This window comes from Streptomyces sp. RP5T, from assembly GCF_003933965.1.
Classification (GTDB): Bacteria; Actinomycetota; Actinomycetes; order Streptomycetales; family Streptomycetaceae; genus Streptomyces.
Window position 1 is genome coordinate 1 of sequence record NZ_RSAJ01000018.1, and the last position, 26,193, is coordinate 26,193.

The following is a 26,193-nucleotide window of genomic DNA, read 5'->3' on the forward strand; positions in this document are numbered from 1 at the left end:
GACCTGTGCGGGAGGGGGGCATAGTCAGGCCCGTTCCGTCGGCGCACGAGCGTCTGACGGATCGGGCGATCGCCCAGTCGGCGAACGACTGGGAGCAGCGGTACCGCCGTACGGTGATCACCAGTGACACCGTGACGACCGCCTTCGTGGTGGGGGCGATCGGCGAGTTCTTCGGGGCCCGGGACGCGGCCAACTGGCATGAGAAGTGGGGCATACTCGCCTTCGGCACCGAACTGCTGGTGCTGGGAGCGTTCGGGGTGAGCCGGGCGTGGGCTCCGGCCGTGCTCGGCCAGGGCGCCGAGGAATTCCGCCGGTTGGGGCGTTCGCTGTTCGCGGCGACCGTCGTGCTGGCGCTCGGCGGAATCGCCCTCACCTCGCGCAACATCAAGCTCTGGATCTTCGTCGCGATCCCCGCGATCGCGCTCGTCACCATGAGCGCGCGGTACCTGCTCCGCCTCGGGCTGCACAAGCAGCGCAAGGAAGGGCAGTGTCTGAGACCGGTGCTCGCCGCCGGGAGCCCGGACACCGTGCGCGACCTGATCAGCCGCACCCGCAAGTTCCCGCACCTCGGTTGGCGGGTGGACGGGGTGTGCACGACGGACGGTCAGGGTCTCGACGGAGACGGACTGGACGGAGTGCCGGTCCTCGGCCAGTTGACGGACGTCGCCAAGTACGTGGAGAACGACGGCTATCGGGTCGTCGCGATCACGCCGGACCCGTACTGGACACCCCACCGGCTGCAACGGCTGGCCTGGAACCTCGAAGGCAGCGACGCCGAGATGGTCGTGGCCCCGGTGCTGATGGAGGTGGCCGGCCCGCGGCTGCACGTCGACGCCGTGCTCGGGATCCCGCTGCTGCGGGTCAGCATGCCGACGTTCACCGGGGGCCGCCGGGCGATCAAGGCGGTGGCCGACCGGTTGGGCTCCGCGATCCTGCTGATCCTGTTCGCGCCGCTGATGCTCTTCGTGGCGCTGCTCGTGGTGACGGACAGCCGGGGCGGGGCGTTCTACCGTCAGCGCAGGGTCGGCAAGGACGGCCAGGAGTTCACCATCCTCAAGTTCCGCACCATGGTGGTGGGGGCCGACCTGGCACGTGCCGAGCTGGCCGACCGCAACGAGGGTGCGGGGCTGCTGTTCAAGATGCGCCGGGACCCGCGGGTGACCCGGGTCGGCGCCGTGCTGCGCCGGTACTCGCTCGACGAACTCCCGCAGTTGTTCAACGTACTCACCGGATCGATGTCGCTCGTCGGTCCGCGTCCTCCGCTGCCGGAGGAGTCCGCCGCGTACGGCCCGGACATCCGGCGGCGACTGCTGGTCAAGCCCGGCCTCACCGGCCTGTGGCAGATCAGCGGACGCAGCGACCTGCCGTGGGAGGAGGCCGTCCGCCTCGACCTGCGGTACGTGGAGGACTGGTCGCTCGCCCTGGACGCGGTGATCTTGTGGAAGACGCTGCGCGCGGTGCTCTACGGCCAGGGGGCCTACTGATGTGCGGGGGGCGCCGTCCGGACGGCGGGCAGACCGCAGGCCACAAGGGCCTGCCTGGGGGGAGGAACGGGTCATGAGAATCAGCGTGTTCGGGCTCGGCTACGTGGGCTGCGTGTCGGCCGCGTGCCTGGCCGGCATGGGGCACGAGGTCATCGGTGTGGACGTCAACCAGGTGAAGGTCGACCTGGTCAACGACGGCAAGGCCCCGGTGGTCGAGGAGCGGATCGGCGAACTCACCGCCGACGTCGTGCGGTCCGGAGCGCTCCGCGCCACCACCGACGTCCGTGAGGCGATCATGGGCAGCGAGGTGTCGCTGATCTGCGTGGGCACCCCGTCGGAGCCCAACGGCAGTCTGTGCACCACGTACTTGGAGCGGGTCACCGAGGAGATCGGCGCCGCCCTGGCGGAGCGGGGCGGCCGGCACACCGTGGTGTTCCGCAGCACCATGCTCCCGGGCACCTGCCTGAATCTCCTGGTCCCGATCCTGGAGAAGAACATCGGCGGCACCGCGGGCGTGGACGTCGGGGTCGCGGTCAACCCGGAGTTCCTGCGCGAGGGCACCAGCGTGCGGGACTTCTTCGACCCGCCCAAGACGGTCATCGGCGAGCTCGACCCGGCCAGCGGCGACGTGGTGGCCGCGCTGTACGAGGGCCTGCCCGGCGAGGTGTTCCGGGTACCGGTCCCGACGGCCGAGGCGATCAAGTACGCGGACAACGCGTTCCACGGCCTCAAGATCGGCTTCGCGAACGAACTGGGCGCGGTGTGCCAGGCGCTCGGGGTGGACTCGCACCAGGTGATCGACGTGTTCCTGGCCGACCGCAAGCTGAACATCAGCCCCGCCTACCTGCGGCCCGGCTTCGCCTTCGGCGGCTCCTGCCTGCCCAAGGACCTGCGCAGCCTGGTGTACGCGGCGCAGCGGGCCGATGTCTCGGTGCCCATCCTCTCCCACGTCCTGCCCTCCAACTCCGACCATCTGCAACGTGCGGTGGACCTGGTGGAGCGCACCGGCAAGCGGAAGGTGGGGATGTTCGGGCTGTCCTTCAAGCCCGGTACCGACGACCTCCGCGAGAGTCCCCTCGTCGAGCTGGCGGAGCGGCTCCACGGAAAGGGGTACGACCTGCGGATCCACGACGCCAACGTGAGCCTGTCCCGGCTGATGGGCGCGAACCGCGAGTACATCGAGACCCGGCTGCCGCACCTCGCGCAGCTGCTCGCGGACTCCGTCGAGGAGGTGCTCGACCATGCCGAGGTGTGTCTGGTCGGCACCAAGGACCCGGCCGTCCTCGCGGCCCTGCCGCACGGCGGCGGTCCGGTGATAGTCGATCTCATCCGCCTTCCCGACGCCGAGACGCGCCGGACCGAACCGGGATACATGGGCCTTGCTTGGTAACGAAGTCGGCGGCGACGGCACAGGCCGGCGCGCGCTGATCCTGGTGGAGAACCTGTCGGTGCCGTTCGACCGGCGGGTGTGGCAGGAGTGCACGACGCTGCGCGACGCGGGCTGGGAGGTGCACGTCATCTGCCCCCGTGGCGAGAAGCGGGACACGGAGCCGGAGGCGGTGATCGACGGGGTGCGGATCCACCGCTACCCGCTGCGCGCCGCCACCGGAGGCCCGGCCGGCTATCTGCAGGAGTACGGATCGGCGCTCTGGCACACGGCCCGGCTCGCCCGCAAGGTCGGCCCGGTCCACGTGGTCCACGCCTGCAACCCGCCCGACCTGCTGTTCCTCGCGGCGCGCCGGCTCAGGCGGCTCGGCGCCCGGTTCGTCTTCGACCAGCACGACCTGGTGCCCGAGCTGTACCTCTCGCGCTTCGACCGCGGCAAGGACCTGCTGTACCGCGCCGTGTGCGCCGTGGAACGGCGGACCTACCGGGCCGCGGACATCGTGCTCGCCACGAACGAGAGCTACAAGGACGTCGCCGTGAGCCGCGGCGGCAAGCGGCCGGAGGACGTCTTCGTGGTGCGCAGCGCGCCCCAGATCGAGCGGTTCCAACCGGTGCCGCCCGAGCCGGAGTTGAAGCGCGGCAAGCCCCATCTGCTGTGCTACCTGGGCGTCATGGGCCCGCAGGACGGCGTCGACTACGCCCTGCGCGCCCTCGCCAAGCTGCGCGACGAGTTCGGGCGGACCGACTGGCACGCGGTGTTCGTCGGCTCCGGCGACGCCTTCGACGCGATGGTGGAGCTGTCCCAGGAGCTCGGGCTCGGCGAGCAGGTGCAGTTCACCGGCCGCATCCCGGACGCCGACCTGCTGCGCTACCTGTCGACCGCGGACGTGTGCCTGTCCCCGGACCCGCGCAATCCGCTCAACGACGTGTCGACCATGAACAAGGTCCTTGAGTACATGGCGATGGGCCGGCCGATCGTCTCGTTCGACCTGAAGGAGGCGCGCGTCTCCGCCGGTGACGCCGCCGTCTACGCGCCGGCGAACGACGAGGCCCGGTTCGCCGAGCTCATCACGGTGCTGCTGGACGATCCGGACAAGCGGGCCCGCATGGGCAAGATCGGCCAGGAGCGAATCGGCGGGCAGCTTTCCTGGCGCAACTCGCAGGCGTCGCTGCTCGCCGCCTATGCCGCCGCGTGCCGGAGCCGCAGTGCGGTGTCGGCCAGCGGTCCGGTGCGCACAAGGAAGAAGAGGCAGCGCAGTTGAACGAAGACACCATCCGCCTCGTCACGATCGGGCGGATACTCCGCCGGCGGTGGCGGCTTCTGGCCGTCCTCGCCGTGGCGGGCGCACTGTTCGGGTACGGCACCTCGGTGCTGGTGTTCCCGCCCCGCTACACCGCCTCGGCACCGGTACTGCTGCCAGGGGTGTGGGAGGAGCGCGAGCTGCTCACCCAGGTCGACATCGCCACCAGCCGGACCGTGGTCGACCGTACGGCCGACGCTCTGCACTGGTCCGACGTCAGCCGCTCCGAGCTGCGGGACCGCGTGAGCGCCAAGGCCGGCGACGGGAACATCATCACGATCTCCGGTACGGCCGACACTCCCGAGCGCGCGCAGCGGCTCGCCGACGGGGTGGCCCAGCAGTTCGTGCAGTTCGCCGCGGAGGTCGCGGGCAGCGCCGCCGACGCCTCGGTGGTCACGCGGACCGAGGCGCTGCGCAAGCAGGTGGCGGAGACCAACCGGCGCATCTCCGAGCTGGCCAAGGCCGCCGATCCGGGCCAGACCGTGGAGAGCGTCCAGTCCCGCACGGCGCTGGAGAACCTGCGCACCTCGCTGGAGGCGGCCATGAAGAAGCTCCAGGAGGCCGACCCGTCGAACAACAAGTCGGGCATGGTCGTCATGGGGCAGGCCCCCCGGCCCACCGGTGAGGCGCCGCCGACGCGGACGCAGCTCATCGTGGGCGGGGCGCTGGTGTTCTTCCTGCTCACGGTCGTCGGCCATCTCGTCGCCGCGCGGATGAACCGCCGGCTGCGGACCGAACCCGAGATCGCCGCGGCGCTGGGCTCGACGCCGCTGGGCGTGGTGGACGTGCCCGGTGAATGGCCCGCGCACGGGCCTGAGGGCGTGGTTCGGGGAGCGCGGATCCGCCGGATCCTCGGCGCCGACACCCCGTGGAACGTACCGGCCCTGCAGAAGTCCGGCGACGAGGCCGGCAGACGGTTGCGCTACCGGCGGGTGTGCGCCCGCCTGCGGGAGCAGCTGCCCGCTCCGCGACGGCTGCTGGTCGTCGTACCGGACGGCGACGAGATCGCCCGCCGGGCCGCGGAACAGCTTCTCGCCGAGGCCAAGAACGATCCGGTGCTGCGGGTGGTGGAGGTGTCGGTGGACCGGCCGATCGTGCCGGACCGAGGGACGGAGAACGGTGCCGTGGTGGTCCTGAGCGTGAACAGCCGGACCGCGGAGGAGCTCGCCGGCATCGCCGAGGCGTGCGCGGACGGCCGGCACGAGGTCGTCGGCGTCGTCGTCGCGGGCCCGGTCCAGGCGCGCCCCGCGCGTTCTGCCGCCGACCTGCCGGACGACGCCACCCTCACGTTCGCGGTTTCCGGCCGCGCGACGGGAGGTCGGGCGTGACCACGAACACCACTTCACCGGAGCCGGCCGCCACCCCGCTCCTGGACCTCCAGGCGCTGGTGGTGTCGGTGCGCAGGCGCCGCCGCCTGTGGTGCGCCATGGCGGTCCTGGGCCTTTCGGCCGGCGCCGCCGTGGCGGTCCTGATGCCGCCGCCGCCGAGCGCGACGACCAAGGTGCTGGTCGCCCACGCGGAGGACCAGCCGAACGACACCGGCACCCTGATCCGCACCGATGTCGCGCTGCTGCAGACCACGCGGATCGCCGACGCGGCCCTGAAGTCCCTCAAGTCCCCGGAGAAACCCGAGGACTTCATGAAGGACTACCGGGGCACCGGCCTGACCAACAACCTGCTGCAGATCGAGGTGACCGGCGACGACGACGCGCAGGCGGTCGCCCGGGCCAAGGCGCTGGCCGACGCGTTCGTCGCGGACCACGTGCAGCGGATGAAGGCGACCGCGCAGGCCGAGTCCAAGGCCCTGCTCGACCAGCGCGACCGCACTCGCGACGAACTCGCCGCGGTCAACAAGGAGATCAACGACCGCGCCACGTCCGGCGACACGACGGGGGCGGCGAGCATCGAGTCGCTCTACGCCCGCCGCGCCGAACTCAACTCGCGGATCGCCGACTTCGACCAGCGCGCCGCCGACGCCCGCACCGGCACGCCCGCGGTCGTCGCCGGCACGCAGATCGTGGACGCCCCGAGCGCCGTACGGCACTCCCTGCCCAAGGCCCTCGCCACCGACTCCGCGATCGGGCTCGTCCTCGGGCTCTTCCTCGGGCTCGCACTGGCCGCGGTCGGCGTGGTGGTCGCGGACCGCCCCGTACTGCGCCGGGACATCGCGGCGAACCTGGGTGCCTCGGTCATCTCGGAGCTGCCCCGCCGGTCGGGCAGGCCCTGGCAGCGCCGACGGACCCGGCTGGCCCGCGAACGGCTCACCGCGTCCCTGGCCCGCACCGCGCGCGGCTCCGCGGAACACCTGTCGCTGCTGGAACTGGGCTGTGCGCGCAGCACGAGCGCCCTCGCGATGGACGTCGCCAGGACACTGGCCGCCGACGGGCCCGTGGTCGTCGTCGACGGTCTGCCGGGCTCGGAGCTCTCCGGCCGCCGCCCGAAGCCGGGGGACCCCGACGTGGTCAGCGGTCAGCAGGCCGCGACCGTGCCGGACCACGGGCGCCTGCTCGGCGTCGGCTCGGTGGCACCCGGCGCCGCGTGGACCGACCTCCAGTACCTCGGTACCCGGACCGTGCTCGTCGTACGTGCCGGGCACGGCAGCGCCGCGTGGCTGCACACCGTGGCACGGCAACTCGCGGACCAGCGCATCGCGGTGGTCGGGGTGGTGCTGATCGACCCCGATCCGCGGGACCGGACCGACGGCACGCTCTGGGACGGGCTGCACGTCGCGCTGCGGGGGCACAGCGAGCGGACGGCCCGGCAGAACAGTGGGGGTGCCTCGCACGCCGTTCAGGCAGTGGGGGACGGCCAGGTGAGGACGGAACGACAGCCGATGTGGGCCGCACGAGTCCCGGACAGCGACCAGGAGGTGCGGTAGGACATGTGTGGCATAGCAGGGACGTACCGATGGCCGGACGGCAAGATCGTGACCGACCGGCTCACCGACACCCTCGCCCACCGCGGGCCGGACGGGGCGGGCCGCTACGGCCACCCCGTCGGTGACGGCGAGGTGCAGCTCGGGCACCGCCGGCTGTCCATCATCGACCTGTCCGAGACCGGCGCCCAGCCGATGGCCAAGGACGGCCTCGCCCTGACGTACAACGGCGAGCTGTACAACGCGCCCGAGCTGCGTGCCGAACTGGAGGCCGCCGGGGTGCGCTTCCGCGGTACCTCCGACACCGAGGTGCTCCTGGAGGCCTGGCGGCGCTGGGGCACGGACTGTCTGCCCCGGCTGCGCGGCATGTTCGCGTTCGGCGTCTTCGACGAGCGCACCGGTGAACTGGTGCTGGTCCGCGACCAGTTGGGTATCAAGCCGCTGTTCGTGCTCCGGCGCGGCGAGGGTCTGATGTTCGCCTCCGAGCTGAAAGCACTCGCCGCGGCCACGGGCGGCAGGCTGGAGATGGACCACGCGGCGCTGGTGGCCTCGCTGCTCTACTACTGGGTGCCGGACTCCCGGTGTGCCTTCCGTGAGGCGGAGAAGCTGCCCCCGGGCAGCTGGCTGCGGTGCCGGCCCGACGGCCGGGTGGAGCGCGGCCGGTTCTGGAACCTGAAGGACGTCGCCGCCGAGGGCCAGGAGCGGGCCCGGGCCGGTGAACGGCCGGACCTGGCCGCCGTCGTGGAGGAGTCGACCCGGCAGCACCTGCTCTCCGACGTCCCCGTGGCGACCTTCCTGTCCGGCGGCCTCGACTCCAGCTGGCTGACCGCCCTCGCGGCCCGTCACCAGCCGGGCATCTCCGCCTACACGATCGGGTTCCGCGCCGAGGACGCCCGGTTCGAGGCGATGCCCGACGACCTGCGCTACGCCCGCCAGGTGGCCGAACGGTTCGGCGTCGACCTCCACGAGATCGAGATCGCCCCGAACGTCCTCGACCTGCTGCCGCAGATGACGTACCACCTGGACGAGCCGATCGGCGACCCCGCCGCGATCAACACCTTCCTGATCTGCCAGGCCGCCCGGGAGGCCGGGGTGAAGGTGATGCTCTCGGGGATGGGCGCCGACGAGCTGTTCGCCGGGTACCGCAAGCACCTGGCCAACCTGCTCGCCCTGCGCTACCAGCGCGTCCCGCGACCCCTGCGGCGCGGGCTGTCCGCGGCGGTGGGCCGGCTGCCCGTCGCCACGTCCCGCCGGGGCCTGAGGTCGGTCCGCTTCGCGAAACGGTTCCTCTCCTTCGCCGACCTGCCGGAGGAGACCGCGTTCCGGCGCAGCTACACCATGTACGACCAGGACGACCTGCTCGCCCTGATCGATCCGGACCTCGCGGGGACCGTCGACGACGTGGTGACCGAGCACGCCGACATCTATCAGGACAACGAACTCGACGACTTCGTCAACCGCATGTGCCTCGCGGACGCCCGGATGTTCCTGCCGGGCCTGAACCTGGCCTACACGGACCGCTCCAGCATGGCCGCCTCGACCGAGGTGCGGGTGCCGTACGTGGACGTCGAGGTGGTCAGGGCGGCGTTCACCGTGCCGGGCGACCGCAAGATCGTCGGCCGGCAGGGCAAGGCCGTCCTCAAGGAGGCCGCCACCTCGATCCTGCCCCGGGAGATCGTCTACCGGCCCAAGGGCCTGTTCAGCGCCCCGCTGCGGGCCTGGATGAGCCGGGACCTGGCACCCCTGGTGCGCGAGGTGGTCAACGACGGCGAGCTCGTGCGCTCCGGGTTCCTGCGCAGGGACGCGCTGCAGCGGATGGTCGCCGAGGACGCCGCCGGACAGCAGGACTTCTCCAAGCATCTGTGGCATGTGCTGACCCTCGAGTACTGGTACCGCGACGCGACCTCCGGGTCCGGCCAGAGCACTCGGCAAACGGCTTAGGAATCAGGGGACTTCGGTGAAACAGGTCGTACAGAACTACAAGAGCGGCGAGCTGGCGGTGCTCGACGTGCCGGTACCGGGGTGCAAGCCGGGCGGTGTGCTGGTCCGCAGTGCCTTCTCGCTGATCTCCACCGGCACCGAGATGATGAAGGTGTCCGAGGCCGGCATGTCGATGCTGGGCAAGGCCCGCTCCCGCCCGGACCAGGTGGCCAAGGTCATGCAGAGCGTGGCCACCAACGGGGTGCCCGCCACCTACCGCAAGGTGATGGGCAAGCTGGACTCCTACACACCGCTGGGCTACTCGCTGTGCGGGGTGGTCGAGGAGGTCGGCGCCGGGATCGACGACGTGAAGGTCGGCGACCTCGTGGCCTGCGCCGGCAACGAGCACGCGCTGCACGCCGAGCTGAACTGGGTGCCGAGGAACCTCTACGCGCCGGTGCCGGACGGCCTCGCGCCCCGGCACGCGGCCTTCGGCACCGTCGGGTCGATCGCCATGCAGGGCGTCCGCCAGGGCGAGCCGCAGCTCGGCGAGGTGGCGCTGGTCATCGGTCTCGGGCTGATCGGACAGCTGGTGGTGCAGCTCCTGGCCGCCTCGGGAGTCCGCGTCGTCGGCGCCGACCCCGACCCGTCGCGCTGCGAGCTCGCCGAGCGCCTGGGCGCCGCGGCCGCCGGCGACCCCGGCTCCTCGGCCGTGGAGAACGCCGTCGCCGAACTCACCGACGGACACGGTGTGGACCAGGTGTACCTGGCCGCCGGCGGCGGCAGCAACCAGCCCGTCGAACTGGCCGCCGAGCTGGCCCGCGACCGGGGCCGGGTCGTCGACATCGGCAAGTGCCGCCTGGACCTGCCGTGGAACGCGTACTACGAGAAGGAACTCGACGTCCGCTTCTCCCGCAGCTACGGCCCCGGGCGCTACGACCCCGAGTACGAGCTGGAAGGGCGCGACTACCCGATCGGCTACGTGCGCTGGACCGAGCGCCGCAACCTGGCCTGCTTCCTCGACCTCGTGGCCCGCGGCAAGGTCGACGTGGAGCCCCTGATCTCCCACGTCGCCGACTTCGACGACGCGGTCGAGACGTACCAGCGCCTCAAGGACGGCGAGCTGAAGGCCGTCACCGCGCTGTTCCGGTACCCCGGACAGGACGCCCCGGAGGCCGAGGCCCCGTCGGTGGCGGTGCCCGCCGTGCACGTGAAGCCGAGCCCCGCCCGGGCCGCCACGACCCCGGTGCGCCTCGCGTTCGTCGGCGCCGGGAACTACGCGACGTCGATGCTGCTGCCGCACCTCGCCCAGCGCGAGGGCGTCGAGCTGTCGACCGTCGTCACCACGACGGCGCTGTCCGGAGCCAACGCCCAGCGCAAGTTCGGCTTCAAGGAGGCGACCACCGACCTGGACGCCGTGCTCGGCGACAAGTCCGTCGACGCGGTGTTCGTGGTCACCCGGCACAGCTCGCACGCCGAACTCACGCGCAAGGCACTCCTCGCCGGCAAGACCGTGTTCGTGGAGAAGCCGCTGGCGCTCACCGAGGACGAACTGGCCGGTGTGCTCGCGGCGGTGGAGGAGTCCGGCAACGACCGCCTCCAGGTGGGCTTCAACCGCCGGTTCGCGCCGCTGCTCCAGGAAGCCAGGACCCGGTTCGGCGCCCGGAGCGGTCCGGCGCACCTGCGCTACCTCGTCAACGCGGGCCGCCTCACGCACGGCAGTTGGTACCTCCAGCAGGGCACCGAGGGCTCGCGGTTCGCCGGCGAGGGCGGACACTTCATCGACACCGCGAGCTGGCTGCTCGACGCGGACCCGGTCTCGGTGTACGCGACCGCCACCTCCGGCAACGAGGACCTCCAGGTGGTGCTGCGCTACCCGGACGGCTCCACCGCCACCATCAGTTACGTCACCACCGGCCCGTCCGGCTTCCCCAAGGAGACGCTGGACCTGGTCGCGGACGGCCGCGCGCTGCGACTGGACGACTTCGTGCGTGCCTCGGTGTACGGCCGCAAGAAGTGGGTCAGTTCGCGGCTGCCCAAGGCGCGGGACAAGGGCCAGAACGCCGAACTGGCGGCGTTCGTCAAGGCGGTTCGCACCGGCGGGCCGATGCCGGTGCCGCTGGAGTCGCTGGTCGCCACCACGGCGGCCACCCTCGCCGTGCAGACCGGCCTGGCCGGTGGCGTGCCGGTGACGTTGGCGAGGTCCAAGTGACCATGAGCGTGGGCTGGTACCTCCGGCGGCTGTCCCGGATGGGGCCGCAGGAGATCGCCGGCCGAGTGAGCGACAGCGTGCGCAGACGGCGCTGGCGGTCGGCGCCGCCCGACTGCCCGAGCGTGACCGGCGCCCGGTTCACCGCCGTGCTGCCCGCCGGGACGATCGCCGCCGTACCCGCCGACGCCGCCAAACGCCTCGTCGCCGAGGCGGACCGGCTGATGGACGGGCACGCCGAGTTCTTCGGAGTGGTCCGCGACGACATGGCCGACCCGGACTGGTGGCACGATCCGAAGACCGGGCGCCGGGCCCCCTCGGGCTACGCCTTCGACGTGCCGTACCGCAGCGAGGACGCGGTCGGGGACATCAAGCAGATCTGGGAGCCGTCCCGGCACCAGTACCTCACCCAGCTCGCGGCCGCCTACGCGATCACCGGGAACGAGCGGTACGCCGAGCGGGTGGCCGAGCACCTGCGGTCGTGGTGGTCGGCCAACCCGCCCCTGCGCGGCGTCCACTGGATCAGCGGCATCGAGCTGGGCATCCGGCTGCTGTCCTGGGTGTGGATCCGCCGCCTGCTCGACGGCTGGCCGGGCGCGGCCGGTCTGTTCGAGGACAACCCGGTGGCGCGGAACCAGATCTGGCACCACCAGCGCTGGCTGGCCGCCTTCCCCAGCCGGGGCTCCTCGGCGAACAACCACGTCATCGCCGAGGACGCCGGGCAGCTGGCCGCGGCCTGCGCGTTCGACTGGTTCCCCGAGTCGGCGCGCTGGCGGGCGGGCGCGTTGCGCTCGCTGGATCGGCAGCTGCGCGCCAACACCTACCTCTCCGGCCTCAACCGCGAGCTGGCCACCGAGTACCACGGACTGGTCCTGGAACTCGGCCTGGCCGCGCTGGCCGAGGCGGACGCGGCCGGAGTGCGGGTCCCCGCGACCGTCCGGCTGGTGCTGCTGCGCATGACCGACGCGCTCGCGGCCATCGTGGACAACCGGCTCCGGCCGCCGCGTCAGGGCGACGCGGACGACGGGCACGGCCTGATCGTGGACGGCGCGGGCACCGACCGCTGGGCCTCGCTGCTGAGCACCGGGGAGGCCGTGTTCGGCCGGCTCGACTGGTGGCCCGAGGTTCGGGCCGGCGATGTGCGCACCCCGCTGCTGGCCGCACTCGTCGGACCCGCCCACCCGTCCGTGAGTCGCCCGGTGGAGCGGCCGGCCCACTTCGCCGACGCCGGCATGACGATCCTGCGCGGCCCCGAGGAGATCTGGTGCCGTTGCGACGGCGGCCCGCACGGCTTCCTGTCCATCGCCGCGCACGCCCACGCGGACGCGCTGTCCGTGGAGGTCCGGCACGACGGGGTCGACGTGCTCGCCGACCCGGGAACGTACTGCTACCACGGGCAGCCCGAGTGGCGGCAGTACTTCCGCTCGACCCTCGGCCACAACACCCTGCGGCTGGACGGCGCCGACCAGTCCGTCTCCGGCGGCCCGTTCCTGTGGACCCGGCACGCCGAGAGCCGTGTCCTGGTCGCGGACCCGTCCGGCGAGGTGGCCCGCTGGTCCGCCGAACACGACGGCTACGAGGGCTCCGTGCACCGCCGCCGGGTGGAACTGAACCCGGAGAGCCAGGAGTTGAGGCTGGTCGACGAGGTGAGCGGCCCTCGCCGGACCGTGCAGCTGGCGTTCCACCTCGGCCCGGCGATCACCGCCGACCTGGCCGGGAACCGGGCCCAGCTCACCTGGACCCGCGACGGCGAGGACCGCTCCGCCGAAATCGACCTGCCCGAGGGGCTGTCCTGGCAGGCGCACCGCGGCGAGAGCGAGCCGCCGCTGGGCTGGTACTCCTCCGGATTCGGGCGCAAGGAACCCGCCACCACCCTGATCGGCACCGGCTCCACCGACGGCGCGGAGGGTTTCACCACCGTGCTCAGGTTCCGCGGCTAGGGGGGCACGTGGTGATCAAGAGGCGGCCCTGGGCGTTGGCGGCGGTACCGCTGACGCTGGCCCTGCTGGCGGCGACCGGCTGTGACAGCGGCACCCCGAAGGCCGACGCGAAACCGGCCGCCGTGCCGACCACGTCCGGCGCCCGGTCCGAGTCCCTGGCACGGGTGTGCGCCAACCCCCAGGCCGGGCCCGCCGAGGCGCCGGCGGGCGCGGTCACGGTCGACCCCGCGAAGGTCGGCGACCTGGCGGCCAAGACCAAGAGCAGCCCCCCGAACACCACGTTCTGGCTCCGGCCGGGCAAGCACCGGCTCGACCCGGACCGCTACGCCCAGGTCGTCCCCAAGAAGGGGGACCGCTACCTCGGGGCACCGGGCGCGGTGCTGGACGGCGGCAGGAAGAACCAGTACGCGTTCAGCGGCAGCGCCCCCGACGTCACCATCGGCCACCTGACCGTGCAGGGATTCGTGGCGCCGTCGGACGAGGGCGTGGTCAACCATGACTCGGCCGACGGCTGGGTGATCGAGAACTCGACGATCCAGGACAACGACGGTGCCGGTCTGATGGCCGGTGCCCGCCAGCAGGTCCGCGCCAACTGCCTGCGCAACAACGGCCAGTACGGCATGAACGCGTACAAGAGCAAGGGCCGTATCACCGGCCTGGTGGTCGAGGGCAACGAGATCGTGGGCAACAACACCGGCGACTGGGAGCGGCGCAAGCCGGGCTGCGGCTGCACCGGAGGCATCAAGTTCTGGGCCGTCGACGGCGCCGACGTCCGCGGGAACTGGGTGCACGACAACCGGGGGACCGGGTTGTGGGCGGACACCAACAACAACGACTTCCTCATCGAGAACAACGTGATCGACGCCAACGACGGGGCCGCCCTGATCTACGAGATCAGCTACAACGCGATCATCCGGAACAACACGATCCGGCGGAACAACTGGGTCGAGGGCCGCAAGGCGGCCGACAGCGGCGACGGTTTCCCGTTCGCGACCCTCTACCTGTCCGAGTCGGGCGGGGAACCCCGGATCAAGGCCCGCACCGGCAAGATCGAGATCTCCCGGAACCTGCTGGAGAACAACTGGTCCGGCATCACCCTGTGGGAGAACGCCGACCGGTTCTGCAACAGCCCGGCCAACACCTCGTCCGGCGACTGCACGTTGCTGGTGAAGAAGACCAGCAGCTGCGCCAAGCCGGCCATCGACAAGGCGCCGCTCTACGACGACTGCCGCTGGAAGACCCAGCGGGTGGACATCCACGACAACCGCTTCGTGCTGGACAAGTCCGTCGTCAGGTGCACCACGAAGTGCGACCGGATGGCGGTGCTGTCCAACTACGGCACCTACCCGGACTGGTCGCCGTACAAGGGCGAGAAGGTGGCCGACGCGATCACGCGGCAGCAGCACAACCGCTGGCACGACAACGTCTACGTCGGACCATGGCAGTTCGTCGTCCACGACCCGAGCAGGATGTTCCCCTTCGAGCGCTGGCAAGGCACGCCGAACCAGCAGGACGCGGGCAGCACCCTCGTCGCCAGGGCCGGTGGTTGAGATGCAGACGGAGCGCACACCGAAGGTCGTCGGGCTGGTCTGGGGACTGCTGGTCCTCAACACGCTCGGCTCCGCCGGGGCGAAGACCATCGTCCCGTTGCCCCGCTCCCTCATCCAGATGGTCACCATGGGCGCGCTCGTCCTCGCGTTCGCGCTGGCACTGGTGATCAACGCCCGGTTGCGCATCCGGGCCGGCGCGTACGTGTTCCTGCTGACCCTGCTCCTGGTGACGAGCGTGGTCTCCAGCGCTCACCTGGAGTCCGGGTTCGGCGCGCTGTTCCGCTGCTTCCGGCTGACGCTCTTCGTCGGCACGCTGTGGCTGCTCAGCCGCTGGTGGGACGGCAGCCTGACGTTCGTACGGCACCACATCCGGATGTACTACGCGGTGCTCGGATCGGTGGCCCTCGGCCTGGTCGTCTCACCCGGCATGGCCCTGCCCGAGCTCTACGGCGGTCGGCTCGTCGGCGCGCTGTGGCCGCTCACCCCGCCGCAGATCGGCCAGTACGCCGCGGTCATCATCGGACTCACCGTGCTGCTCCTCCTGGGCCGCCGGACCGACAGGACCAGCGCGGCGGTGGTCATCGTGCCGTCACTCGTCCTGCTCGCCCTGACCCACACCCGCACGGCCACGCTCGGCCTGCTCCTCGGGCTGGTGCTGGCGATCGGCTCGCTCCTGCTCACCAGCGCCGCCGCCCGCCGCTTCTTCACCTGGGCGGTGGCGATCGCCACGGTTGCCGCGGTCGGGTTCGCCTCCGCGCTGCAGACGTGGTTCCTGCGCGGGCAGAGCAAGGACAACTTCTCCAGCCTCACCGGTCGCGCCAAGGTCTGGGACGCCCTGCTGGCCGCGCCCCGGACGACCGGGGAGAAGTGGTTCGGCGTGGGCCTGGGCGACAAGTCGTTCGGCGGCCTGCCGATCGACAACAGCTGGCTGGCCGTCTACAACGAGCAGGGCCTGATCGGCGTCTCTCTCGTCGCGGCGATCATCATCGTGCTCGGCAGCGTCGCACTGCTGCGGCCACCGTCGCTGCAACGGGCCTGCGCGATCTTCCTGATCAGCTACTGCGCGATCGCGTCCTACACCGAGGCCGGCCTCGGCGACGCCTCGCCGTACCTGCTGCATCTGGCCGTGGCCGCCGCGCTGTTGGTGGCACCTGCCGAACCCACCCCGCCCGTGACGCCCGTCATGCCCCGGCAACGCGTCCCGCGCTGGGCCAAGAGATCGGAGGTGAGGTGAGCATGCACATCCTCGTGGTGCACAACCGCTACGGCTCGGCGCAGCCCAGCGGCGAGAACAAGGTCGTCGACCAGGAGGTGGACCTGCTGCGCGAGGGCGGCCACCGGGTCGGGACCTTCGAGCGGCGCAGCGACGACATCGGCGCCATGTCCCTCCTCGCCAAGGTCGCGGTGCCCCTCAGGGTGCCGTGGAACCCGGCGGTCCGCACCGAACTCGCCACCCGGCTCCGCGCCGAACGGCCCGACGTCGTCCACGTCCACAACGTCTTCCCGCTCCTGTCGCCCGCGGTGCTAGCCGCCTGCGCGGACGCCGGCGTGCCCGCCGTGGCGACGCTGCACAACTACACCCAGGTCTGCCCGCCCGGCACCCTGCAACGGGACGGCCGGCCGTGCACCGAGTGCGTCGGGTCGACGCCGCTGCCCGCCGTCCGGCACGGCTGCTACCGGGGCTCCCGACTCGCGACCGTGCCGCTCGCGGTCAGCCTGTCGGCCAACCGGCGGCGGTGGTGGTCCGGCGTGGAGCGCTTCTTCTGCATCTCCGCGGCGCAACGTGACGTCCTGGTGCGCGCCGGGATGCCGGCCGAACGGCTGGCGGTCAAGCACAACTTCGTGCCCGACCCGGACGCGCGCCGCACGGACGCCGGCGAGCATGTGCTCTATCTCGGCCGGCTCGCGGAGGCCAAGGGCGTACGGCTCCTCATGGCCGCGTGGGACGAGATCGCGGCGAGCGGCGGGGTGGGAGTACCCCTCGTGATCGCCGGCACCGGACCGCTGGAGGCGGAGGTCACCGCCTGGGCGGCGGGCCGGGACGACGTCCGCTACGTCGGCCTGTACGACACGGCGGAGTGCCGGAAGGCCATCGCGCGGTCGGTCGCCGTGGTGGCCCCCTCGACATGGCTGGAGGCGTTCGGCCTGGTGGTCGTGGAGGCGATGGCGGCCGGAGTCCCGGTCGTCGCCGCCGGCCACGGCGCCTTCGTCGAACTCGTGGAGGACGGGGTGACCGGGCTCCTTCACGAGCCGGGCGACGCCGCCTCGCTCGCGTCCCGCATCCGCCGGATCGCGGGCGAGCCGTCCGGCAACCGGGAGATGGGGGAGGCGGCCCGGCGCCGTTACGAAAAGGGTTTCAGCCCGGCGGTCGGCCTCGACCGTCTGGTTGACGAGTACCGCTCCGTGATCGCGGGGCGGTCGGCGCAGACTCGCGGCGGGGACATCCGCGCGAGCAGGGGGGATGGGGACAACAGATGACACGATGCCGACTGTGCGGCTCGGAGGCGATGGCGAGCGTCGTCGACCTCGGGGCGACGCCACCGTGCGAGAGCTTCCTCGCCGCGGACCAACTCGACCTGCCGGAACCCGCGTACCCGCTGCACCTGCAGGTCTGCACCGACTGCTGGCTCGCGCAGATCCCGCCGCTGATCACCCCGGAGGAGACGTTCAAGGAGTACGCGTACTTCTCCTCGTTCTCGACCTCCTGGGTGGAGCACGCGCGCACCTTCGTCGCCGGCGCCGTGGAGCGCGCGGGTCTCGACGCCGAGGGCTCCGACGCCTTCGTGGTCGAGGTCGCGAGCAACGACGGATACCTGCTCAAGCACGTGGTGGACCGGGGGATCCGCTGCCTGGGCATCGAACCGTCGGTCAACGTCGGAGCGGCGGCACGGGACAAGGGCGTGCCCACGCTCACCGAGTTCCTGAGCCCGGAGACCGGTGCGGCCGTCCGCGCCGAACACGGCCCGGCGAACCTGGTCGTGGCCAACAACGTGTACGCGCACATCCCCGACGTGGTCGGCTTCACCCAGGGGCTGCGCGCCCTGGTCGCCGACGACGGCTGGGTCTCCATCGAGGTGCAGCACCTGCTGACCCTGATCGAGGAGAACCAGTACGACACCATCTACCACGAGCACTTCCAGTACTACACGGTCGCCTCCGCGATCCGCGCCCTCGCCAGCGGCGGACTGACGCTCGTGGACGTCGAGTTGCTGCCCACGCACGGCGGCTCCATCCGGCTGTGGGCCCGGCCGGCCGAGGCGGCGGGCGAGCCGTCGCAGCGGGTGGCCGACGTGCTGGCCCGGGAGAAGGCCGCCGGGCTCCAGGAGCTGTCCGGGTACGCCGAGTTCTCCGCCCGGGTGGCCAAGGTGCGCCGCGACCTCCTGAAGTTCCTCATCGAGGCGGCCGAGCGCGGCGAGACGGTCGTCGGCTACGGCGCCCCGGGCAAGGGCAACACCCTGCTCAACCACTGCGGCATCCGGCCCGACCTGCTCGCGTACACGGTCGACCGCAACCCCTACAAGCACGGCAGGTTCACGCCGGGCACCCGCATCCCCATCCTGCCGCCCGAGCAGATAGCCGCCGACAGGCCGGACTACGTCCTCGTCCTGCCGTGGAACCTGCGGGCCGAGCTGGTCGAGCAGCTGTCGTACGTGCACGACTGGGGCGGCCGACTGGTCTTCCCCATCCCGGAACTGAGCATCGTCGAGGTCGCGTCGCGAAAGGTCGAAGCATGAAGGTCGTTCTGTTCTGCGGCGGTTACGGCATGCGGATGCGCAACGGAAGCTCCGACGACGTCCCCAAGCCGATGGCGATGGTCGGCCCCAGACCGCTGATCTGGCACGTCATGCGCTACTACGCGCACTTCGGGCACACGGAGTTCATCCTGTGCCTCGGGTACGGGGCCCACCACATCAAGGACTTCTTCCTCAACTACGAGGAGACGACGTCCAACGACTTCGTGCTGCGCAAGGGGCGCACCGAGCTGCTGTCCACCGACATAGCCGACTGGACGATCACGTTCGCGCAGACCGGCATCGAGTCACCGATCGGGGAGCGGCTGCGCCGGGTGCGCCATCACCTGGACGGCGACGAGATGTTCCTCGCCAACTACGCGGACGTCCTCACCGACGCCCCGCTGCCCGAGATGATCGAGAAGTTCTCCCAGCGTGACGCCGGCGCCTCGATGATGGTCGTGCCGCCCCAGTCCTCCTTCCATTGCGTGGAGTTGGGCGAGGACAACCTGGTCGGTGGCATCACCGCGGTGAGCGAACTGCCGCTGTGGGAGAACGGCGGCTATTTCGTGCTCCGCCAGGAGGTCTTCGACCACATCCCGGAGGGCGGGGACCTGGTCGCCGACGGATGCGCCCAACTGGCCAAGCGCGGACGGCTGGTGGCGCACCAGCACCGCGGCTTCTGGAAGCCGACCGACACCGTGAAGGAACGGGCCGCGCTCGACGACGCCTATGCGCGGGGCGAGCGCCCCTGGGCCGTGTGGGAACGCGACAACGCCGGGGTGAGCGCGTGATCCGGCTCGCGGCCGGGCGCCCGGACCGGATCGTCGCGGTGGGCGCGCACTGCGACGACATCGCCATCGGCGCGGGCGGCACGCTGCTCACGCTGTGCCGGGCGCGGCCGGGCATCCGCGTCGACGCGCTGGTGCTCTCCGGCGGCGGCACCGAGCGGGAGCAGGAGGAGCAGGCCGCGCTCGCCGCCTTCTGCCCTGGCGCCGACCTGCGGCTGACCGTGCACAAGCTCCCGGACGGGAGACTGCCCGTGCACTGGGACGAGGCCAAGGCCGCGGTCGAGGAACTGCGTGCGCAGACCGACCCGGATCTGATCCTCGCCCCGCGCACCGACGACGCCCACCAGGACCACCGGGGCCTCGCGCAGCTGATACCCACCGCCTTCCGCGACCACCTCGTGCTCGGCTACGAGATCGTCAAGTGGGACGGCGACCTCGGTCGCATGGGGGCGTACCAGCCGCTGTCGACGGAGATCGCCGAAGACAAGGTGCGGCTGCTGCAGGAGCACTACGCCTCGCAGCGGCACCGGCCCTGGTACGACCGGGAGGCCTTCCTCGGCCTCGCCCGCATCCGCGGCATCGAATGCCACGAGCGATACGCCGAGGCGTTCGCCGTCACCAAACTCACGCTCAACCTGGGGGGTTGACCCATGCGCGTACTGCTCACCGGACACCAGGGGTACCTGGGAACCGTCATGGCCCCGGTCCTGGCCGCCGCCGGACACGAGGTCGTCGGCCTCGACGCCGGCCTGTTCGCCGACTGCGTCCTCGGCCCGGCGCCCGCCGACCCGCCGGGACACCGGGTGGACCTGCGCGACGTCACGACCGAACACGTCGCCGGCGTCGACGCCGTGATCCACCTGGCCGCGCTCTCCAACGACCCGCTGGGATCGCTGGCACCCGAACTGACCTACGACATCAACCACCACGCGTCGGTGCACCTCGCCCGGCTGGCCCGCGACGCCGGAGTGGGGCGCTTCCTGTACGCGTCGACCTGCTCGGTGTACGGCGCAGCCGGCGGCGAGGACCTGGTGGGCGAGGACGCCCCGCTGCGCCCGGTGACGCCGTACGCGGAGTCCAAGGTGCGGGTCGAGGACGACCTGCACGAGCTCGCCGACGGCGACTTCACCCCGGTGTTCATGCGCAACGCCACGGCCTTCGGGTTCTCGCCCCGGCTGCGCGCCGACATCGTGCTGAACAACCTGGTCGGCCACGCGCTGCTGTCCGGCGAGGTGCTGGTGATGTCCGACGGCACGCCCTGGCGCCCGCTGGTGCACGCCGTCGACATCGCGCGGGCCTTCACCGCCGCGCTGACCGCGCCGCGCGAGGCGGTGCACGACCGGGCGTTCAACATCGGCAGCGAGGCCAACAACGTCACCGTCGCCGAGATCGCCGACCAGGTCGCCGAGGCGGTGCCCGGCTCCACGGTGAACATCACCGGGGAGAACGGCGCCGACCCGCGCTCCTACCGCGTCGACTTCTCCCGCTTCCGCGCCGCGATCCCCGGCTTCGACTGCGAGTGGAGCGTCAAGCGGGGCGCACTCGAACTCGCCGACGCCTACCGGAAGTTCGACCTCACCCGGGAAGCCTTCGAGCAGCGCTTCACCCGCCTCGCCGTGCTCCGCTCGGCCTCCGAGGCCGGCACCGTCGACGACACCCTGCGGCGGCGCGGATGACCGCGGCCGGCGGCGAACAGCCGACGACCTCGACCGGCGAGGAGATGTACGCGCTGGTGGAGCGGCTGTACCCGCTGTGCCGCAGCATCACCGGCGACGGGGTGCGCGCCACCCTGGACATCGTCGGCGAGTACATCCCGCTGCAGGTGCACGAGGTGCCGACCGGAACCCAGGTACTGGACTGGACGGTGCCGCAGGAGTGGAACATCCGGGACGCGTACATCGCCGACGCCTCCGGCAACCGGGTCGTCGACTTCGCCGAGTCCAGCCTGCACGTGCTCGGCTACAGCGTCCCGGTGTCGGCGACCATGCCCCTGTCCGAGCTGCGCCCCCATCTGCACACCCTGCCGGACCAGCCGTCCTGGGTGCCGTACCGCACCAGCTACTACAAGCCGGAGTGGGGCTTCTGCCTGGCCCAGGACACCCTGGACGCGATGCCGGACGGCGAGTACGAGGTGCGCATCGACTCCACCCTCGCCGACGGTCATCTCACCTACGCCGAGCACGTGGTCCCCGGGCAGGTTCCCGACGAGGTGATCGTCTCCTGCCACGTCTGCCACCCCTCGCTGGCCAACGACAACATGGCCGGCGTGGCCGTGGCGACGTTCCTGGCCCGGGAGCTGGCACGGCGATCGCCGTACTACACCTACCGGTTCATCTTCGCGCCCGGCACCATCGGGGCCATCACGTGGCTGGCCCGCAACAGGGAGCGGGTGGAACGGGTCAAGCACGGCCTGGTGCTGGCCTGCGCCGGTGACCCGGGACAGGTGACGTACAAGCAGAGCAGGCGCGGCGACGCCGAGATCGACCGCGTGCTGCGGCACGTGCTCGCCGTCTCCGAACGCCCGCACCAGGTCAACGAGTTCACCCCGTACGGCTACGACGAGCGGCAGTACTGCTCGCCCGGCTTCGACCTCGGTGTCGGCTCGCTCACCCGTACCCCGTACGCGGGGTACCCCGAGTACCACACCTCGGCGGACAACCTGGACCTCGTCTCCCCGGAGGCGATGGCGGACACCCTCGCGGTCTGCCGCGAGGCGTTCGCCGTCCTGGACCGCAACCGGCGGTACCTCAACCTCAGCCCCTACGGCGAACCGCAGCTGGGGCGGCGCGGGTTGTACGACGCGCTCGGCGGCCGCAGCGACACCAAGCAGGCGCAGATGGCCATGCTCTGGGTGCTCAACCTCTCCGACGGCGAGCACAGTCTGCTGGACGTCGCCGAGCGGTCCGGGCTGCCGTTCGACACCGTCGCCGACGCGGCCCGCGCCCTGCACGAGGCAGGGCTGATCAAGACATGACATCCATGCCCGTCGAGGGGGAGAATCCGCAGAAAGCCGCGCCACGGGCCGGATCCGCCCGGCGGGCCCTCGTCGGCCGGCTGTCCTGGGGACTGGCCGACCAGGCGGCCTCCAGCATCAGCAACTTCGCGGTGGGCATCTACGTGGCCCGCTCGCTGGGCGTGACCGCGTTCGGCGCGTTCAGCCTCGCCTGGGTGACCTACGGCGTGGTGCTGAACGTCTCGCGCGGCCTGTCCACCGACCCGCTCGTGGTGCGCTTCAGCGGTGTGCCGGAAGCGTCCTGGCGCGGGGCGGTGGCCCGGTCGACGGGCACCGCGCTCGGCGTCGGCGCCTCCATCGGCGCGGTGTCCCTGGTGGTCGGACTGGCGCTCGGCGGCCGGCTGGGGGCCGCCTTCGCCTGCCTGGGCGTCATGCTGCCGGGGCTGCTGCTCCAGGACGCCTGGCGGTTCGCGTTCTTCGCCGCGGGCAACGGACGCAAGGCCTTCGTCAACGACCTGGTGTGGTGCGTGGCCCTCGTCCCGGCCCTGGTGGCGGCGGCCCACGTGGACACCGTGGGCGCCTTCGTACTGGCCTGGGGCGCTTCCGCGGCGGTGGCCGCCGCGTACGGCTGCCTCCAGTCCGGCATCCGGCCCCGGATGACCGAGGCCCGCGGGTGGCTGCGCGAACAGCGCGATCTCGGCTACCGGTACCTCGTCGAGAACGTCAGCCTCAGCGGCGCCGGCCAACTGCGGGCCTACGGACTCGGTGCGATCGTCGGGATCGGCGCGGTGGGCGCGGTGCGGGGCGCCGAGCTGCTGATGGGCCCCTTCCTGGCCCTCCTGATGGGACTGTCGCTGGTGACCATCCCGGAGGCGGCACGGGTGCTCAGGCAGTCCCCGCACCGCCTGAGCAGGTTCTGCCTCCTGCTGGGCGGCGGACAGGCCGTCGCCGCGCTGCTGTGGGGCGGCTCGTTGCTGCTGCTGCCGAACCGGCTCGGCGACCTGATGCTCGGCAGCGTCTGGCACTCCTCGTCGCATCTCATCGTGCCGATCACCTTCAGCGTCGCGGGCGCGGGCCTCGGCACCGGCGCGGCGGCCGGACTGCGCGCCCTCGGTGCCGCCAGGCGCAGCCTGCGCTCCCAGCTGTTCGCCTCCGTCTGCTACGTCGGCGGCGGACTCGGCGGGGCCGCGATCGCCGGCACGGTCGGCTCGGCCTGGGGCGTCGCCGCCGCGACCGTCGGCGGCTCGGCCGTGTGGTGGCTGCACCTGCGGTCGGCCCTGCGCGAGCACCGCCACCACCCCATTCCCGAAGTGAGGACCTCATGACCGCCCAACCCAGGCTGACCATCGGCCTGCCCGTGTACAACGGCGAGGAGTACCTGGCGGAATCGCTCGACGCGCTCCTCGGCCAGACCTACGAGGACTTCGAGCTGGTCATCTCCGACAACGCCTCGACCGACGCGACCGAGGACATCTGCCGCAAGTACGCCGCGCAGGACTCACGCATCAGGTACCTCCGGCTGCCCCGGAACATCGGTGCCACGCCGAACCACAACCGCGTGCTCGCCGAGTGCCGCGGCGAACTGTTCAAGTGGGCCTCGCACGACGACCTCTACGCCCGCGACCTGGTCCGGCGCTGCGTCGAGGCGCTGGACGAGCGGCCGGACGTGATCCTCGCCCACGCCGACCAGGCGGTCATCGACGGCGACGGCCAGGTGAAGGTCCCCTACGAGTACACCCTCGCGACCGGTTCACCGCATGCGCCGGAGCGCTTCCGCAGCATGCTGTTCGAGCCCGGCGGCGACGACTTCTACGGAGTGATCCGGGCCGACGCGCTGCGCCGGGTGAAGCCGATGGACAGCTACCACCACGCGGACCGCACGTACGTCGCCGAGATCGCCCTGCACGGGCGCTTCCACCAGGTGCCGGAACTGCTGTACTTCCGCCGCGACCACCCCACCCGCGCCGAGCGGGCGAACCCCTCCAAGCGTTCCCGTTGCGTCAACCTGGACCCGCGCCGGGCCGGCCTGCTGCACCCGACGCCCCGGCTGCTCGCCGAGTACGTCTGGGGCTTCGTCTCGGCGATCCACCGGGCCCCGCTGTCCCCGGCCGACCGCCGCGAGTGCTACCGCCATCTGGCCGCCTGGATGACCAGCCGGGCCCGGCCGGGCGCCGGTGAGCGGGTCGAGGACCGGGCCCCGGTCGACCCGGCCAAGCTGACCGTCTCCGTGGACGACCTCGTCGCCGGCCGGGAGGGGAGGCGGGCATGACGCCGGCGGACGAAACCCCCTCACGCATAGGGGTGTTCGGCCTGCTCGGCTCCGGCAACCTCGGCAACGACGGGTCGCTCGAAGCCGTCCTCGGCCACCTCCGTGCCGAGCACCCGCACGCGAGCGTGGACGCGCTGTGCGGCGGACCCGAGGCGGTGACGGCCAGGTTCGGGATCCCCGCGACACGGCTGCACTGGAACCGCGCGGAGTACCGGACCGCGTCCAGGGCGAGCGCGATCGTGTCGAAGGGACTCGGCAAACTCGTCGACGTCTTCCGCACCGCCGCCTGGGTGCGCCGGCACGACGTCGTCATCGTGCCGGGCATGGGCGTCCTGGAGGCCACCCTGCCGCTGCGGCCGTGGGGTTTCCCGTACTCGCTGTTCCTGCTCTGCGCGAGCGGACGGCTGCTGGGCACCCGGGTCGCGCTGGTCAGCGTCGGCGCCGCCGAGATCCGCAACCGGCCGACCCGTGCCCTGGTGCGCTGGTCGGCACGGCTCGCCGCGTACCGGTCCTACCGGGACGAGCAGTCCCGTGACGCGATGCGGGCGATGGGCGTGGACACCTCGCGCGACGAGGTCTACCCCGACCTCGCGTTCGCCCTGCCGGCACCGCGGTCCGGCGCGCCCTCCGCCACACCGGGTGCCGTCTGCCTCGGGGTCATGGACTTCCACGGCGGCAACGACGACCGCGCCCGGGCCGAGGAGATCCACCGGCGCTACCTCGACGGCACGATCACGTTCGTCCGCACGCTCGTCGCGGAGGGCAGGCCGGTCCGGCTCCTCACCGGCGACCAGTGCGATCTGTCGGTGGTCGCCGCCATCCTCGACGCCGTGGACTCACCGCTGGTCACCGCGGCCGAACCGGCCTCCCTGACCGACCTGATGAACGAGATGGCGGCCGCCGACACCGTGGTGGCCGTGCGCTACCACAACCTGATCTGCGCGCTGAAGACCGGAACACCGGTGCTCGCCCTGTGCTACGCGGCGAAGAGCAACGCGCTCATGGACCGGATGGGCCTCGGCGCGTACTGCCACCCGGCCCGCGAGGTCGACGCCGACCGGCTGCTCGAACAGTTCCGGGACCTGGAGAAGCACGCCGTGGAGGTACGGCGGACCCTCGCCGGGCGAAACCAGGTCGTCACCCGGCAACTCGCCGAGCAGTTCAGCGCCTTGACGGCCGCTCTGTTCCCGGCGGACTCCCACGCCCCCACCCCGCGGAAGGCTCCATGAAAGCGACCGAAGTCCCCGAGATCGCCGGCGCGTACCTGTTCGAACCCACACCGCACGCCGACGAACGCGGCTTCTTCTGCCGCACCTTCGACGTCGACGTGGTCCGCTCGGTGGGCCTCGACCCGCACGCCTTCGTCCAGGACAGCGTCTCCCGCTCGGTCCGGGGCGTGCTGCGCGGCATGCACCTGCGCTCCGGCGCCGGCGAGGCCAAGCTGGTGCGGTGCTCGTACGGGCAGATCTTCGACGTCGTCGTGGACCTGCGGCCGCACTCGCCGACGTACCTCGGCCGGGCCGTTTTCGAGCTGTCCGGTGAGACGCAGAAGACCGTCTACATCCCGGCGGGGTGCGCTCACGGCTTCCAGGCTCTTACCGAAATCGCGGACACCTCTTACCGTATCGACCGAGAGCACGATCCCTCAGAGGACGTGACGATCGCCTTCGACGACCCGGAACTCGCCATTCCCTGGCCCCTGCCGGTCACGTCGATGTCCCAGCGGGACCGGGAGGCGCCGAGCCTGGCCGAGGCCCTCAAGCACACGGAAAGGTGAAGTCGGC

Annotated in this window: 20 protein-coding genes; all 20 read left to right on the top strand. The window is 71.7% G+C overall.

Annotated features, from left to right (window positions below):
* Positions 1–113: 113 nt before the first annotated feature.
* The 20 genes from EHS43_RS03670 to EHS43_RS03765 all read left to right on the top strand — a co-directional run bounded on the left by EHS43_RS03670 (position 114) and on the right by EHS43_RS03765 (position 26,186).
* Positions 114–1,484, top strand: a complete 1,371-nt coding sequence (locus EHS43_RS03670; RefSeq protein ID WP_125189066.1) for a sugar transferase — start codon at positions 114–116, stop codon at positions 1,482–1,484.
* A gap of 73 nt (positions 1,485–1,557) precedes the next feature.
* Positions 1,558–2,874 carry a nucleotide sugar dehydrogenase gene (locus EHS43_RS03675; protein ID WP_125189067.1) on the top strand — a complete coding sequence of 439 codons (1,317 nt, stop codon included), beginning with the start codon at positions 1,558–1,560 and terminating at the stop codon, positions 2,872–2,874.
* Positions 2,864–4,132 carry a glycosyltransferase family 4 protein gene (locus tag EHS43_RS03680; RefSeq protein WP_125189068.1) on the top strand — a complete coding sequence of 423 codons (1,269 nt, stop codon included), beginning with the start codon at positions 2,864–2,866 and terminating at the stop codon, positions 4,130–4,132. Before EHS43_RS03675 ends, EHS43_RS03680 begins: the two co-directional genes overlap by 11 nt.
* A complete protein-coding gene (locus EHS43_RS03685) occupies positions 4,129–5,499 on the top strand; it encodes a Wzz/FepE/Etk N-terminal domain-containing protein (RefSeq protein WP_125189069.1) in 1,371 nt (456 codons plus the stop codon). Before EHS43_RS03680 ends, EHS43_RS03685 begins: the two co-directional genes overlap by 4 nt.
* Positions 5,496–7,049: a Wzz/FepE/Etk N-terminal domain-containing protein gene (locus tag EHS43_RS03690; RefSeq protein WP_125189070.1), complete on the top strand. Its 1,554-nt coding sequence runs from the start codon at positions 5,496–5,498 to the stop codon at positions 7,047–7,049. Before EHS43_RS03685 ends, EHS43_RS03690 begins: the two co-directional genes overlap by 4 nt.
* Before the next feature lie 3 nt (positions 7,050–7,052).
* Positions 7,053–8,987: an asparagine synthase (glutamine-hydrolyzing) gene (gene asnB, locus EHS43_RS03695; RefSeq protein ID WP_125189071.1), complete on the top strand. Its 1,935-nt coding sequence runs from the start codon at positions 7,053–7,055 to the stop codon at positions 8,985–8,987.
* Between the two features lie 16 nt (positions 8,988–9,003).
* Entirely contained in the window at positions 9,004–11,178 is a 2,175-nt protein-coding gene (locus EHS43_RS03700) for a bi-domain-containing oxidoreductase (RefSeq protein WP_125189072.1), read from the top strand.
* Positions 11,175–13,115 carry an alginate lyase family protein gene (locus EHS43_RS03705; protein ID WP_125189073.1) on the top strand — a complete coding sequence of 647 codons (1,941 nt, stop codon included), beginning with the start codon at positions 11,175–11,177 and terminating at the stop codon, positions 13,113–13,115. Before EHS43_RS03700 ends, EHS43_RS03705 begins: the two co-directional genes overlap by 4 nt.
* An 8-nt stretch (positions 13,116–13,123) precedes the next feature.
* Positions 13,124–14,665, top strand: coding sequence for a right-handed parallel beta-helix repeat-containing protein (locus EHS43_RS03710; RefSeq protein WP_125189074.1), 1,542 nt, complete (start codon positions 13,124–13,126; stop codon positions 14,663–14,665).
* A gap of 1 nt (position 14,666) precedes the next feature.
* The gene (locus EHS43_RS03715; protein WP_125189075.1) at positions 14,667–15,899 is read left to right on the top strand and encodes an O-antigen ligase domain-containing protein; all 1,233 of its coding nucleotides are present in this window, start codon (positions 14,667–14,669) and stop codon (positions 15,897–15,899) included.
* A 2-nt stretch (positions 15,900–15,901) separates the two neighbouring features.
* The gene (locus tag EHS43_RS03720; protein ID WP_125189076.1) at positions 15,902–17,143 is read left to right on the top strand and encodes a glycosyltransferase; all 1,242 of its coding nucleotides are present in this window, start codon (positions 15,902–15,904) and stop codon (positions 17,141–17,143) included.
* Complete coding sequence (locus tag EHS43_RS03725; RefSeq protein WP_125189077.1) at positions 17,140–18,399, top strand: class I SAM-dependent methyltransferase; 1,260 nt, start codon at positions 17,140–17,142, stop codon at positions 18,397–18,399. The genes EHS43_RS03720 and EHS43_RS03725 overlap by 4 nt, the downstream gene beginning before the upstream one ends.
* Entirely contained in the window at positions 18,396–19,190 is a 795-nt protein-coding gene (locus EHS43_RS03730) for a sugar phosphate nucleotidyltransferase (protein ID WP_125189078.1), read from the top strand. The genes EHS43_RS03725 and EHS43_RS03730 overlap by 4 nt, the downstream gene beginning before the upstream one ends.
* Positions 19,187–19,834, top strand: coding sequence for a PIG-L deacetylase family protein (locus tag EHS43_RS03735; protein ID WP_125189079.1), 648 nt, complete (start codon positions 19,187–19,189; stop codon positions 19,832–19,834). Before EHS43_RS03730 ends, EHS43_RS03735 begins: the two co-directional genes overlap by 4 nt.
* Positions 19,835–19,837: 3 nt before the next feature.
* Positions 19,838–20,863 (top strand): NAD(P)-dependent oxidoreductase, encoded by a 1,026-nt coding sequence (locus tag EHS43_RS03740; protein ID WP_125189080.1) that lies wholly within the window; start codon positions 19,838–19,840, stop codon positions 20,861–20,863.
* Entirely contained in the window at positions 20,860–22,161 is a 1,302-nt protein-coding gene (locus EHS43_RS03745; RefSeq protein ID WP_125189081.1) for a DUF4910 domain-containing protein, read from the top strand. Before EHS43_RS03740 ends, EHS43_RS03745 begins: the two co-directional genes overlap by 4 nt.
* Positions 22,158–23,465 (top strand): hypothetical protein, encoded by a 1,308-nt coding sequence (locus EHS43_RS03750; RefSeq protein WP_125189082.1) that lies wholly within the window; start codon positions 22,158–22,160, stop codon positions 23,463–23,465. The genes EHS43_RS03745 and EHS43_RS03750 overlap by 4 nt, the downstream gene beginning before the upstream one ends.
* Positions 23,462–24,409 (top strand): glycosyltransferase, encoded by a 948-nt coding sequence (locus EHS43_RS03755; RefSeq protein WP_125189083.1) that lies wholly within the window; start codon positions 23,462–23,464, stop codon positions 24,407–24,409. Before EHS43_RS03750 ends, EHS43_RS03755 begins: the two co-directional genes overlap by 4 nt.
* Positions 24,406–25,638 (top strand): polysaccharide pyruvyl transferase family protein, encoded by a 1,233-nt coding sequence (locus EHS43_RS03760; protein ID WP_125189084.1) that lies wholly within the window; start codon positions 24,406–24,408, stop codon positions 25,636–25,638. The genes EHS43_RS03755 and EHS43_RS03760 overlap by 4 nt, the downstream gene beginning before the upstream one ends.
* Positions 25,635–26,186, top strand: coding sequence for a dTDP-4-dehydrorhamnose 3,5-epimerase family protein (locus EHS43_RS03765; RefSeq protein ID WP_125189085.1), 552 nt, complete (start codon positions 25,635–25,637; stop codon positions 26,184–26,186). The genes EHS43_RS03760 and EHS43_RS03765 overlap by 4 nt, the downstream gene beginning before the upstream one ends.
* Positions 26,187–26,193: the final 7 nt, after the last annotated feature.

Excerpts from the sequence above, each read along its gene's own strand:
- EHS43_RS03675 (WP_125189067.1), top strand. The coding sequence starts at position 1,558 with ATGAGAATCAGCGTGTTCGGGCTCGGCTACGTGGGCTGCGTGTCGGCC.
- asnB (WP_125189071.1), top strand. The coding sequence starts at position 7,053 with ATGTGTGGCATAGCAGGGACGTACCGATGGCCGGACGGCAAGATCGTG.
- EHS43_RS03715 (WP_125189075.1), top strand. The coding sequence starts at position 14,667 with ATGCAGACGGAGCGCACACCGAAGGTCGTCGGGCTGGTCTGGGGACTG.
- EHS43_RS03720 (WP_125189076.1), top strand. The coding sequence starts at position 15,902 with ATGCACATCCTCGTGGTGCACAACCGCTACGGCTCGGCGCAGCCCAGC.
- EHS43_RS03725 (WP_125189077.1), top strand. The coding sequence starts at position 17,140 with ATGACACGATGCCGACTGTGCGGCTCGGAGGCGATGGCGAGCGTCGTC.
- EHS43_RS03730 (WP_125189078.1), top strand. The coding sequence starts at position 18,396 with ATGAAGGTCGTTCTGTTCTGCGGCGGTTACGGCATGCGGATGCGCAAC.
- EHS43_RS03740 (WP_125189080.1), top strand. The coding sequence starts at position 19,838 with ATGCGCGTACTGCTCACCGGACACCAGGGGTACCTGGGAACCGTCATG.
- EHS43_RS03745 (WP_125189081.1), top strand. The coding sequence starts at position 20,860 with ATGACCGCGGCCGGCGGCGAACAGCCGACGACCTCGACCGGCGAGGAG.
- EHS43_RS03750 (WP_125189082.1), top strand. The coding sequence starts at position 22,158 with ATGACATCCATGCCCGTCGAGGGGGAGAATCCGCAGAAAGCCGCGCCA.
- EHS43_RS03755 (WP_125189083.1), top strand. The coding sequence starts at position 23,462 with ATGACCGCCCAACCCAGGCTGACCATCGGCCTGCCCGTGTACAACGGC.
- EHS43_RS03760 (WP_125189084.1), top strand. The coding sequence starts at position 24,406 with ATGACGCCGGCGGACGAAACCCCCTCACGCATAGGGGTGTTCGGCCTG.
- EHS43_RS03765 (WP_125189085.1), top strand. The coding sequence starts at position 25,635 with ATGAAAGCGACCGAAGTCCCCGAGATCGCCGGCGCGTACCTGTTCGAA.